This window comes from Flagellimonas abyssi (assembly GCF_019457905.1).
Taxonomy (GTDB): domain Bacteria; phylum Bacteroidota; class Bacteroidia; order Flavobacteriales; family Flavobacteriaceae; genus Flagellimonas; species Flagellimonas abyssi.
Genome location: NZ_JAHZSV010000008.1, coordinates 175,758 through 188,842, shown reverse-complemented (window position 1 = coordinate 188,842; position 13,085 = coordinate 175,758). Strand labels below are relative to the sequence as shown.

The window sequence follows — 13,085 nt, the reverse complement described above, 5'->3', positions numbered from 1 at the left end:
AAGTAATACTAACTACTCGTTTTCGTTTTCGTCCTCGAATTTGGTATCTGCCATTCGAGTACGGTCTATTTTAATTTCATTGAATTTCGGATTCAAAGTCTTATCATCGGAGTCAAAAACCAAAAACTGGTCGGAGTCCATTCCATGCAGGACATTTAAAGAATTGAACCTATTATTTTGAAGTTGCAATATTTTTAAACTAGCCAATTGTCCAAATTCGGCAGGAATCTCGCCACCCAGTTGGTTGTTGGATAAAACCAGCTCTTTCAGTTGGACCAAATTCCCAATTTCCGCAGGTATCTGTCCCTCCAATTTGTTCTCAAAAAGACCCAAAGCCTCCAAGTTTGAAAGGTTACCAATGGATTTGGGTATGTCTCCTTTTAGATTATTACTGGATAAATTGAGCTCTTTCAAATTTTTAAGCTCTCCAAAGCTTTCAGGTATAGTTCCTGTTAAAAAATTATTGAACATGGAAAAAATTTCCAACTGTTTAAGATGCCCTACCCCTTCAGGAATTTCTCCTTTGATCCTATTCATCTCCAAACGCAACGTTTTGAGCTTCTCCAATTTGACCAAATCTTTGGGAAGTACACCTGTAATTTGGTTAAAGGCCAAGTTTAAAGTGGAAATATGCTTAAGGTCGCCCAAACTTTCGGGCAGGGTACCATTTAAATTATTCATAAATAAGGTAAGCCCAATCACATGTCCCTGATTGATTTCCACACCTTTCCATGTGTTGACAGGAGCATTTAGATCCCAAGATGAGTTCCATTCCTTGCCATTGGTACTGTTGTAAAGGTCTACCAATGCAGATTTTTCCTTGGGGGAAACCTGTCCATTGGCCAACGATATACCAGCTGAGGACATCAAACAAAAGAGAAAAATCGTAATACGAAGCATTATTTCTTATTTAGTTGTAGGAAATTTACATACAAAATAATAAAAATGAGAAACATCTTACAAGTTTTATCGATAAACTAACAGCTATATGTTGTGAATTTGCGAAAAAACGTTGTAAGAAAGCGGTGATTTCTCTTAATCCAATGTTTCTAGTTCATGCGAGAGGGTTTCCCAATCTTCCATAAGGCCTTCCAATTCCTTCTTTTTCCCTTCGTATTTGTCAAAAAAGTTTGGTTTGGCAATGGTGGTATCGTAATCCATAAGAAGGTCGTGGTCAATATTCGCAATTTCCTTTTCCAATTGCGAGATCCTCTTCTCTACTCCGCTGAGTCGATTCTTCAATGACTTTTGCTTTTTCTGAGTATGGTAGTCACTTTCCTTTGATTTTTCCTGAGTTTTTTCCTCTTTCTTTTGATCTCCTTTTTCAACACTTCGGAAATCATCCATTTTACGCTGTTCCAAGTAAAAATCGATATCGCCCAAATACTCCTTGATTCCCCCTTCCTTGAATTCGTAAACCCTATCCGTCAATCCCTGAAGAAAATCACGGTCGTGAGATACCAATATCAGTGTACCTTCAAAACTTTGCAAAGCTTGTTTCAGTACATTCTTGGATTTTATGTCCAAGTGGTTGGTAGGTTCATCCATTACCAGCACATTAAAGGGCTGCAACAACATCTTTGCCAATGCCAAGCGATTCCTTTCACCTCCTGACAACACTTTTACATACTTGTCCACATCATCGCCCCTGAACAAAAATGAGCCAAGGATGTCCCTTACTTTACTCCGATTGCTCTCGTTGGCCGCATCGATCATGGTATCCAAAATGGTTTTGCTGCCATCCAGATACTCAGCTTGGTTCTGGGCAAAATACCCTAGCTGCACGTTGTGTCCGATTTTTAGGTTTCCATCATGGTCAAGTTCTCCGACCATGATCTTGGCCAAAGTAGTCTTACCCTGTCCGTTTTGGCCTACGAAAGCTGTTTTGCTCCCTCTTTCTACCAAAAGGTCAATATCCTCTAATACTCTTTTAGAACCGTAGCTTTTTGAAACGCCATCCAATTCAGCGATTACTTTACCAGGATTTATGGAAACAGGGAAGCGCAAGTTCATTACGCTGTTATCCTCTTCATCCACTTCGATTCGCTCCATTTTATCCAGCTTCTTGATCAAGGATTGCGCCATGGAAGCCTTACTGGACTTGGCCCTAAACTTTTCTATCAACCTTTCGGTCTGCTGAATTTGTTTTTCCTGGTTTTTCTGGGCACTCAATTGTTGTTCCTTGATTTCCTTGCGATGTACCAAAAATTGTGAATAGGGCTTACTGTAATCATATATCCTGCCCAAAGAAATCTCGATGGTTCGGTTGGTCACATTATCCAGAAACATTTTATCGTGGGAAACGATCACTACTGCTCCGGTAAAGTTCCTTAAAAATTGTTCCAGCCAGATGATGGACTCAATATCCAAGTGGTTCGTTGGCTCATCGAGCAGGAGTACATCATTGCTTTGGAGCAACAATTTGGCAAGTTCGATACGCATACGCCAACCACCAGAAAATGTATCGGTGAGCTTGTTGAAATCTTCCCGCTTAAAACCTAGTCCAAGAAGTACCTTCTCCGTATCTCCCTGATAGTTGTAACCGCCCAATATTTCATATCGATGGGTAACATCGTTAAGATCTACCATTAATTGGTGATAGCCTTCGCTTTCATAATCTGTACGTTCGGCCAAAGCCGTATTGATCTCGTCCAACTTCAGCTCCATCTCCTTGATCTCTGAAAATGCCTGATAGGATTCTTCCAGCACGGTTCTACCTTCCTCAAAATCGATATCCTGTTTTAGAAACCCAATTTTGACATTTTTTTCGGTAGCTATGGCACCTTCGTCCAAGGACATTTCCTTGGCCAAGAGTTTGAGCATGGTTGATTTTCCGGCACCGTTCTTTCCGATAAGCCCTACCCTGTCGCCCCCATTGAGACGAAAAGATATTTCCTCGAACAGATATTCCCCTCCAAAGGCTACGGATAGATTATGAATATTTAGCATTATATGTGACCTTGATTACAAAACATTAATTGGCGAATGTATACTTTTGTACAAAAGCCGTGCAAATGTTAAAAAAAGGAACCAAAATGTACAGCATTTTAACAGGAAACTGTCCAAGGTGCCAAGAAGAGAGTATGTATGAGAAATCCAACCCCTATGCTCTTTCCAAAATCTTCAGTATGAACGAAAGGTGTTCACATTGCGGTTTAAAATACAAGATTGAGCCTTCATTTTTTTACGGGGCGATGTATGTCAGCTATGCTGTCGGCATTGCTTTTGCCGTAGCCGCCTTTGTGATTTCATTCTTGTTTCTGGACGCTTCATTACCCACGACTTTTATTGCCATTGTGGGCACTTTAGTGGTTTTTATGCCGGTCATAATTAGACTTTCCAGAAATATTTGGATCAATCTTTTTGTGAAGTATGATGCAACCTCTGTTAAAAAGCACGAAACCGCATAAAGCTATTTTGAGTAGTATTTTTTAGTAAATCGTTGAATATCCATTTCTGGGTCGAGCTCGGATTCTTTTTCTATGTAATCAAAAAGTTGTTTGGAAGCGTACGGTCCGATCATTACTCCTCTCGAACCAAAACCGTTCAACACATAAAGGTTTTTATGCTCTGGATGCCTTCCCACCAATGGCCTACGGTCTACAACCGTTGGTCTAATACCCGCTACATGATCCACAACCTCAAAATCACACTTTAAAAAGGTTGTCAACTTTTCCAAAAGCTCATTTTTGGATTCTTCTGTGGGTATATTGGTCTTGTCCTTCCACTTGTAGGTAGCGCCGACCAAATATCTATCATTTTCCATGGGAATGGTAAAAACGGACGATTTTATAACGTTGTTCTCTCGATATTCCGGGGCGTGGATGATAAGCAATTCCCCTTTGGTCCCGTTCAAGGGCAGATATCCAAAGTATGGGTCCTGTTTGAGTCCAAAACCACAGGCGAACACGAGATTCTTTGCCGTTTCATTGTTGTACGATACGGTTTCGTTTGTAATTGAAATTGCATCAAAATCCAGAGACTCTTCTAAAAGCAAATCACGTTTCTTGAGATAATTGCTGTACGACCTCACCAAAGCGGCAGTATCAATTCTACCTGTATATTTTACTTCTCCGAAACCATACGGAGCGTCAATGGCGGGATTGTTATTGGGGAGCACTTTAGTGGACAGAAAATAATCCAGATCTGGACGGTCGGATACCTCAAACCATAGGTTTTGCTCTTCAATAGAGGCGAATTTTCGAAGCACTGGAAGCTCATACTCGATACTGGTCCCTATTTTTTTTTCTATTTTTTGATAAAACGGTTTTGCTACTTCCAATTGCATTTTGGCCTTCCACGCCATGGTAAACCGCTTCAAAATAACTGGATTGTACAAGCCCCCGGCAACTTGTGATGCTTGCTGGGAGTCATCGGAGATTACCTTAAAGGTTTTTCCATTTTCCTCCAGAACCTCACAAAAAGTGATTCCCGCCAAACCCAGACCTACAACTAAATAATCAACCATACCACAAAATTAAGCAACTGAACGAGTCCTTGGCATTTTCATTTGACTTTAAAACAAAAAAACGCCGCACTAGGTGCGGCGTTTTACTGTATTGAATTGGAATTATTCTATGAACGTTTAGTACGCCCACATATCTTGCTCTCTATCTCGTATGCCCTCTTTGATTCTTTGGGCTTCCAAGAGCTGGAACAAGGCATTATCAAAAATGTAATCGCTTATCTCACGATCCTCGTGAACGTTTTCTTCTTTATAGATGACACCATTGAATCGACGCGCGTTCAACAACATATCAAAAGAAATTGGTCTTGCAGAGTTTTGCTGGTTGTACACCTTGGCATCGTGCAAAATTTGACGTGCCGCAGGATACCATACCCAGAACAACTCTACTTTGTTCTCACCAGTTCCCATAGATTCATCGTCTATGAAGTTTACATCGGGAGCAACTGGGGCAATTCCAAATAAGCGATACTTAAGCTCACCTTGGCGCTTATCGAAATACCACATTCCTTTAATTCGGAATTCCTCAATATCAGCGGCTGTCAAATCCCTTCTGTTGATAAACTCAGGGGATATTTGCTCACCAGCATTCAATTGTTCATATCCAAGATCAGTGGTATCCACTTTACGCAAGGTTGCCGAAAGGTCCTCCAACTTTCTCTTCTCTGTAAAGTAAGAGTCTGCATATACCTCGGTAAGATTACCGTTTCTGATGTTTTTCATCAAAACGTGGTACAAAGACCTTCTGTCCGCTCCAATACCTATGGTATCGGTTGGGTAATACAATGGAAAGTTAACTCGCTCGTCAAGATCGATGATTTCCCAGACGGTCTTGGACCAAAGGATATCCCTATCATCCACATAACCGTATTCCAAGGGCTCATCGGCATCTTGCTCTATTTGAGCTTGGGTTTTCTTACCGATATCTTCGGGCAGCTTGGCATTCAAAATGTTTGCCTGTGCCATGATTGATACTGGCAATATGCCCAACAATCCTATTAATAATGCGTTTTTCCAATTCATAATCACTTGTATACTTTTTATACTTCTTAGTTTGTAAGCTCAACCACTACAGGAGATACTTTTTTCAACTTGTAGCTCTTGTTGTTTGTGATGTAAGCTTGAATATCGAATATCTGGACAGATTCACCTCTATCTGCTCTCTTAAGTGCAGATTTGGCTCTGGCATCCAATTTGTTTCCGTTTACAACTACAGTAGGTTGACCAGGAACTTTGAACTTAAACTGGCTTACAGCAAGGTTCAAGTCAAAATCAAAGTCTTCCAACATAGCGCTAACAGTGGAAATTTCCAGGTTGTTTCTTGGCATTTTAACGCTACCAGACTCACCACGAACGGTACCGCTTGGTCTTGGAATATCCTTGATACGGAACTCGGACTTAGTGCTGATGCCTTTACCATCTGGCAAAGTACCGGAAGCTGTAATGGTCACAGACCTACCTGTTCCAGGATTCATAACGTACTGGCTTCCACTTCTTCTGCTCAAACCAGGAGCATTTGCAGACACCTTGTTATCTGGAATTCCAGGAATAGAAATCGTCATTGGGTTGGCTACCCCACGGTAAACCACGTTCATCTTATCAGCAGATATAACCGCTGCGTTGGGCATGGAAATCGTAGCAAAAGTATTGTTCACTTCTACAGGAACTTCTTCACCATCCTGCATAAAGGTCATTGTTCCTTTGATTGTGTGATCACCTGGAGTACCGGCACTGATCAACATTTTGATACCACCAGCTTCCAATTCGTAATCTTTACCTTCTGTCATTGGTCTTCCATCCAAGGTCAACTCAGCTTTTACAGGTGTGGAAGTCTTGTCGGTTTTGCTAACAATGATTTTTCCATCATACTTTTCACCTGCGTAGTAAGCCGTTTTTGGAGCGGACAATGAACTTGCAAAGTTGGTCAACGATACAGCTTCGGTCAACTCACCTTCCAAAAGGGTTTTCAACACCTCTTGCTCCGTAGTTTTGATGTCAGCTTGCAATTGGGTCATCTTGGTCAAAGAAGCTACCAATGGGAATCCTTCGTAGTGATAGTTGATCCAATCTTGACGGGTTCCGTCTCTCTTCTCAACCTTACCGTCTTCACCACCTGTAGCAAAGCGAGCTTTCACTGCAGATTTCAAAGATTCGAACTTACCTTCCGGCAATGCATTGATCACGCCTTCACGGTAGTTGTTGATGTATTCCATGAACTTTTTTCCTTCTGGGCCTAAATTGTCACCTTGAAAGAATTTTTGGTCCAAGTAATCGGACTTATCCATAACCACATAATCTTTTGGATCCTCCAAATCTGCGGTCATTTCTTTTTTCAATCCTTCCAAATAGCTGTAGTAGCTATCGGATAGTTCTTTTACCTTTTGAGCATCTTCGTAAAGCGCTCCATACTCTTCAGCATTTTCGGAAGCTTTGGTTTCCAAGCTAGCAAAGAAACTAGCGTTATTGGAATCCATGTTCGTATTGGAAGTTTCCAACTTTTCGTTCATAAGTCCGAAAGCTGCAAGTACTTCCTTGCTCATATTAAGGGCCAACATCGCGATGAAGATCAAGTACATAAGGTTGATCATCTTCTGACGTGGTGTTTGTTTTCCTCCTGCCATGTTTTTCTAATTAGATTTAATAATTAATTTGATTTGGTTTGTTTTCTGTTGATCAAACTCTAATTAGTTTCTTCCGCCCATGGCTGTAAGCATACCACCGTAAACACCGTTCAAAGAAGAAAGGTTAGTGGCCAACGATTGCATTTGGTCTTTCAAAGCACCTGCGTTCTGTACAACCTCCTCGTTGATGGAAGCTTGTCTGCTAGCGCTTTCCAATTGTACTTTGTACAAGCTATTCAAAGATTCCATTTGAGCTGCTGCATGAGACAATTCCTCAGAATACTTCTTAGTGTGTTGGATAGCATCTGTTGTAGGAGTGATATTCTTAGCGGCACCTTCAAAACTCTTGATGCTTTCGCCCAAGTTGGCAAAAAGATCAGAATCGATTTTGGCTTCTTTAAGTAGGTTGTCCAATTTCTTGGAAAGAAGACCTTCAGCTTCTTGAGCATCTTTAGCCTCTTGTTTTCTGGAAGCAGATTGCTGACCTCCTGCCAATTCAGGATAAACCAAAGACCAATCGTACTCATCATCTACCGGTTCAAATGCAGAGATAGCAAAGATCAATGCTTCGGTAATAAGACCAACAGCAAGAAGAAGTCCACCTGTAAGTGGTCCGAACTCCCAGTGAAGGATCTTGAACAATGCACCAATAATTACTACTGATGCTCCAAGCCCGTAGGCCATGTTAAACAGCTTTTTTGTTGATTTTGACTGCGCCATAATTCTAGTTTTAATTAAGTTATATAAAAAATAAGTATTTGGTTACTACTCTTACTTGTTTATATAATGTTCTCTCGTTGTTTTATTATAGTCCGCTTCTGCTACCGTTGGTAGAATCTTCTTCTCCCATGTAATCTTGAACGGTTCTAAATCCAATGTAACTTCTAGCGGAATCCTGATATTCGTAATCCCTGGTACTTACTTGCAAGAAGTAGGCAACATCTTTCCAAGAACCTCCGCGGATTACTTTACGTTGATTGTCCTGTGAACCGATATTCGGGTTCATGGTGGACAGGTATTCGTATGCACCTTGATCAAAACTTGAGTTGGTCCATTCGGATACGTTACCGGCCATATTGTACAGGTTGTATTCGTTTGGCTCAAAAGATTTGGCTTCCACGGTGTATAGGGCGGCATCAGCGGCATAATCACCACGCTGTGGTTTAAAGTTGGCCATAAAACATCCTGTATCACTGATCACATACGGACCACCCCAAGGATATGTCCCTCCTTCGATTCCACCTCTTGCGGCATATTCCCACTCAGCTTCGGTGGGCAACCTGAACTGGTTTACGAACTGCTTGCCGCGACTTTTTTGGTCATCGTTCTTGAACTTGGTCCTCCAGTTACAGAAAGCTTTGGCCTGCATCCAGTTAACACCAACCACAGGATAATCACTGTAGGCGTCGTGCCAAAAGTAATCGTTGTGCATTGGCTCGTTGTAGCTGTATTCAAAATCCCGGATCCATACAGTGGTATCGGGATAAATCTCCAATTCTTCGTGCTTAATGAAATCCTTTCTGTTACCGGTCCTGGCCCTAGCGGCTGCTTCGATATCCATCCAGCTGTACTTATATTTTAACTTGGTAACGTCCACACTTCTCAAGCCGTTATAGCTTTCTTCTTCGGGTAGGTAGATGGAATCCATAACCTCTGCGTAGTACTCATCTGGATATTCGGATGTATCCCATACCAAGTCCACATCTTTGTTCAATGCCCTTCCTTCGTACCCGGTCGCTCCCAGACCCGCGTAGTTGTCGAGCATATATTTATCATAAACGGATAGTTCGGTAGTATCTGTATCTTTAAAAGCATACTCCCCGATACCTTCATCCTCTGGGCTTATCCCCAGCTCGTCGGCCAAAATGGCCAATTTTGTTCTTACTATGGAATCCTTGACCCACTCCACAAACTGTCGGTACTCACTATTGGTGATTTCCGTGTCGTCCATATAAAAGGAACGTACGGTAACCGTTCTTGTGGGAGCGTTCAATACTTTTGCCTGATCCTCCTCGGCTTTACCCATAACAAAGGCGCCGCGGGGAATCAGTTCCATTCCATAGGGTTTTTCTGGATGCCATTTTTTTCCACTGACCCCAACTAGTTCACCTTTTGATCTTGATTTAGAGCCACAACTGGTAAGCAAAAAAACAAGTGCTATAGATGAAAAGAATAGCTTTCTCATACTTTAGGTTAAATTATTCGATTCAAGATTTATAACTGCACTACACAGGTTTATTATTCTCAAAACTGATTTTTGAATGAATTATTGTGTAAAAACAATTAATGGTCAAAATTTAATTTAATTAGTTCAGCCCCTTTCTATAGGCTTTGAACCACCTTTCCGGAATGTTCTGGTTGCAAGCATCCAGATAGTCCTCTTCGGTGCATGGTAATAACGCCACCGAATTTGTTTTAGTATGTTCAGCTAAAATTGTTGGCACTTCTACCCACCATCTTTCTGTAACATGACTTTTGAAGAAGACCAATTCCTCGGTGTCCGTGGGCACGGTAAACTTTGTGAAGTCTTCGCTCTTGGAGCTTGGGTATTCTTTTATTCTAAAACTCAACCCTTCTATGAAGTACCAGATGATCTGGGCGATCATCTGAAAGGCTTGGTGTGAATTCTCTCCCTCGTAGATACCGAACAGGGTTACTTTGTCACTTATCCCTGCATAGCGGGCAATGGCACATATCTCCCTTCCGGTAAACCCGTTGGGAGAAAAATTTCTGGAGCCGCCCATTTCACTTGCTCGAATCGCCCTTAAATCCAAACTAACAATATCGCTACTGCGCAATACCGGTTCCGCCAATTCTATGTTGGCCGCAATCTCACCTAACCTGTAAGCATCAAAGAACAGACGCTCCATTAAATCCTTTTCCTCCTGGGCATTGAAGTAGCTCTGGTAACCAATATTGGAAAAATTGAATAGGTTGTTGGGCTTGTCGGTGATAATTTTGCTCATGTAGGAATGTGATGAAATCAATTCATCGTCCTCACCAAAGTCAAAACGACTATCGATGGAGACCAGATTCACCATACTCTTTATTTTATCAAAAGCACGATACGTGGGAAAGGTAATGTCCTGGGTAAGTCCCAGAACAATTGGTATAATATTTTCTTCAAGGAGACCGGCTACAATTTCCTTTACCACAAAATAGGTATCCTCTACAGTATTGCCCTCCTCCACGTCGCCAATATCGATAATAGTGGAGTTCCAGTTACCCATCATAAGACGGTAAAGCTGGATACGGACCTCATCAAGATCCAATTTTTCGGGTTTTTTCTCAAAAGCGTTTCTGGATTCCAAGACACCAAAAATGGCAACATCAGCTTGAGCGAACACAGGTAGCCCATCCTTTTCGGTATGCATATGAACGTTCTTGCCCAATGCCTGTTCTGGCAACAATTCGGAATGTGCCAATACCTTGTCCTTGACCGGAACCAGAAAATCGAACGCCATAGTTATTTCTTAGCTTTTGTCTTGGCTTTTTTCTTTGGTGATTTCTTTTCCAGTAGGGCCTGCGCTTCTTCCAAGGTGATTTTTGTAGCATCCACATCCTTGGAAAGCTCCACTTTCACCCTACCTTTTATAATATTGTGTCTCCCCCAACGGGCTTTTTCTATCCGTATCTTTTCTTCTGACCATTCCTGAACGATTTTTTCAGCCTCCTTTTTCTTCTTGGCCTCGATCAATTCAGCGATATCTCCGTCGGATAAATCATCAAAATCGTATTTCTTGTTCACATTGATAAACATGCCGTCCCACTTGATAAATGGTCCAAACCTACCTTTACCTTTGGTAACATCCTTTCCTTCATAAGTGCCGATGGGCGCATCCGCTTTTTGCTTTTCCTTGATAAGTTCAATGGCACGTTCCATATCCACATCAAAAGCGCTTTCTCCTTGAGCCAGCGAAATGAATTTTTTTCCAAATCGCACATAAGGACCGTATCTACCTACATTAGCTTCTACCTCTTCGCCTTCGTAAACACCTAATTTTCGTGGAAGCTCAAAAAGAGTCATTGCTTCTTCAAAAGTAATGGTACCAATGGACTGGTCTGGCAGCAAGCTGGCAAACTCTGGTTTTTCTTCATCATCTACGGTCCCAATCTGAACCATCGGTCCAAAACGGCCCAACCTTACTGAAACTTGTCTGCCTGATTTTGGGTCGGTTCCCAAAACACGTTCTCCACTGGCGCGCTCGGCATTTTCCTCTACCTCCAGCACATTAGGATGAAAATCTTTATAGAAATTTTTCATCATTTCCTGCCAATCCTCATCTCCTGAAGCGATTTCATCAAAATCCTCTTCTACTTGCGCGGTAAAGTTGTAATCCAAAATTTGGGTAAAGTGAGTCATCAAAAAGTCGTTTACGATCATCCCTATATCGGTAGGCACAATCTTTCCCTTTTCGGAGCCGACCATTTCGCTCAGTTGGCTATCGGACACTTTCCCGTTCTCCAGTACCAATTGCATATATTTTCGCTCGGAACCTTCAACAGTACCCTTTTCTACATAGCCTCTGTTCTGTATGGTAGATATGGTGGGGGCGTAAGTAGATGGTCTTCCGATGCCCAACTCCTCCAATTTCTTCACCAAAGAAGCTTCCGAATAACGATAGGGTGGCCTGGAAAATCTTTCGGTTGCCGAAATAAATACGTTTTGAAGTGGCTCTCCCACCTTCATGGCTGGCAACATTCCTTCTTGCTCTTCACTATCCTCATCATCAGTTCCTTCGAGATATACCTTTAAGAAACCATCAAATTTTACCACTTCACCGTTTGCAGAAAATTCTTCGCCATGGGTACTGGCTTTTATCTTAACATTGGTACGTTCTAATTGAGCATCGCTCATTTGGGATGCCAGGGTACGTTTCCAAATAAGTTCGTATAATTTGGCCTGGTCTCGCTCCAATTGGGGCGATTGCAACTTCATATCGGTAGGCCGGATGGCCTCGTGCGCCTCTTGCGCTCCTTTGGATTTCCCTGTAAAGTTTCTGGTTTGACTATATTTTTCGCCGTAGTTATCCAGAATAGCATCTTTTGCCGCAGCCAATGCTTCGTTGGAAAGGTTGACGCTATCCGTTCTCATATAGGTAATAAGACCTGCCTCGTACAAGCGTTGTGCCACCTGCATGGTACGGCTTACCGAAAAATAAAGTTTCCTTGAAGCTTCCTGCTGCAAGGTAGATGTGGTAAACGGTGCTGCCGGAGATTTCTTTGCCGGTTTTTGGGCCAAATCCGAAACCGAAAAATCCGCTCCAATATTTTCCTTTAAAAATGATTCTGCTGCTTGCTTGGTCGGGAACGTAGTGTTCAGCTTTGCGGCAAATGTATTTCCTTCGTTGGTCTTGAACTCAGCTTTGATACGAAAAGATGCCTCAGGCGTAAACCCTTCAATTTCCCTTTCGCGCTCAACGATCAAACGTACCGCCACAGATTGCACACGCCCTGCTGAAAGTCCCGGTTTTATTTTTTTCCAAAGAACGGGTGACAGTTCGTAACCCACCAACCTGTCCAAAACCCTACGGGCCTGCTGTGCATTAACCAAGTTATAGTTAATGTCTCTTGGGTTTTCTATCGCCTTTTGGATGGCCGATTTGGTAATGGAGTTGAATACGATTCTTTTGGTCTTGCTCTTGTCCAGTCCCAATTCCTCTGCCAAGTGCCATGATATCGCCTCTCCTTCACGGTCCTCATCACTCGCAAGCCATATGGTTTCTGCTTTTTTAGCTAAATCCTTGAGTTTTTTTACCAAGGCTTTTTTCTCCTTGTCAACAGTATATTTCGGCTTAAAATCGTTTTCCACGTCTACTCCAAGCTCTTTCGAGGGGAGGTCGGCAATATGCCCAAAACTGGACTCGACTTGGAACTCTTTTCCTAGAAATCGTTCAATGGTCTTTGCCTTTGCGGGGGACTCTACAATAACTAAATTCTTTGGCATGCACTTGGTTTTGTCCTAACAAAAGTATATCAATTTTTCGATTTTGTGGTTT

Annotated in this window: 10 protein-coding genes; 1 reads left to right on the top strand and 9 read right to left on the bottom strand. The window is 42.0% G+C overall.

Going from position 1 to position 13,085, the window contains the following annotated elements:
* Positions 1-12: 12 nt before the first annotated feature.
* Entirely contained in the window at positions 13-900 is an 888-nt protein-coding gene (locus K1F36_RS08390; protein WP_220113418.1) for a leucine-rich repeat domain-containing protein, read from the bottom strand.
* A 135-nt stretch (positions 901-1,035) separates the two neighbouring features.
* Positions 1,036-2,949: an ABC-F family ATP-binding cassette domain-containing protein gene (locus tag K1F36_RS08385; protein ID WP_220113417.1), complete on the bottom strand. Its 1,914-nt coding sequence runs from the start codon at positions 2,947-2,949 to the stop codon at positions 1,036-1,038.
* Between the two features lie 65 nt (positions 2,950-3,014).
* Here K1F36_RS08385 and K1F36_RS08380 point away from each other — a divergent pair, with 65 nt between their 5' ends.
* Positions 3,015-3,410: a DUF983 domain-containing protein gene (locus K1F36_RS08380; RefSeq protein ID WP_220113416.1), complete on the top strand. Its 396-nt coding sequence runs from the start codon at positions 3,015-3,017 to the stop codon at positions 3,408-3,410.
* Between the two features lie 2 nt (positions 3,411-3,412).
* Here the strand turns inward: K1F36_RS08380 and K1F36_RS08375 are convergent, their stop codons facing one another.
* The 7 genes from K1F36_RS08375 to topA all read right to left on the bottom strand — a co-directional run bounded on the left by K1F36_RS08375 (position 3,413) and on the right by topA (position 13,033).
* Positions 3,413-4,468: an NAD(P)/FAD-dependent oxidoreductase gene (locus K1F36_RS08375; RefSeq protein ID WP_220113415.1), complete on the bottom strand. Its 1,056-nt coding sequence runs from the start codon at positions 4,466-4,468 to the stop codon at positions 3,413-3,415.
* A gap of 117 nt (positions 4,469-4,585) precedes the next feature.
* The gene (gene porN / locus K1F36_RS08370) at positions 4,586-5,488 is read right to left on the bottom strand and encodes a type IX secretion system ring subunit PorN/GldN (protein WP_220113414.1); all 903 of its coding nucleotides are present in this window, start codon (positions 5,486-5,488) and stop codon (positions 4,586-4,588) included.
* Between the two features lie 26 nt (positions 5,489-5,514).
* The gene (gene porM / locus K1F36_RS08365; RefSeq protein ID WP_220113413.1) at positions 5,515-7,086 is read right to left on the bottom strand and encodes a type IX secretion system motor protein PorM/GldM; all 1,572 of its coding nucleotides are present in this window, start codon (positions 7,084-7,086) and stop codon (positions 5,515-5,517) included.
* Between the two features lie 63 nt (positions 7,087-7,149).
* Positions 7,150-7,806 (bottom strand): type IX secretion system motor protein PorL/GldL, encoded by a 657-nt coding sequence (gene porL / locus K1F36_RS08360; RefSeq protein ID WP_108246920.1) that lies wholly within the window; start codon positions 7,804-7,806, stop codon positions 7,150-7,152.
* An 85-nt stretch (positions 7,807-7,891) separates the two neighbouring features.
* Positions 7,892-9,271 carry a T9SS ring complex lipoprotein PorK/GldK gene (porK, locus tag K1F36_RS08355; protein ID WP_207035387.1) on the bottom strand — a complete coding sequence of 460 codons (1,380 nt, stop codon included), beginning with the start codon at positions 9,269-9,271 and terminating at the stop codon, positions 7,892-7,894.
* Between the two features lie 121 nt (positions 9,272-9,392).
* Positions 9,393-10,550 carry a formimidoylglutamase gene (locus K1F36_RS08350; RefSeq protein ID WP_220113412.1) on the bottom strand — a complete coding sequence of 386 codons (1,158 nt, stop codon included), beginning with the start codon at positions 10,548-10,550 and terminating at the stop codon, positions 9,393-9,395.
* 2 nt (positions 10,551-10,552) lie between these two features.
* On the bottom strand, positions 10,553-13,033 hold the full coding sequence (gene topA, locus K1F36_RS08345) for a type I DNA topoisomerase (RefSeq protein ID WP_220113411.1): 2,481 nt from the start codon (positions 13,031-13,033) through the stop codon (positions 10,553-10,555).
* Positions 13,034-13,085: the final 52 nt, after the last annotated feature.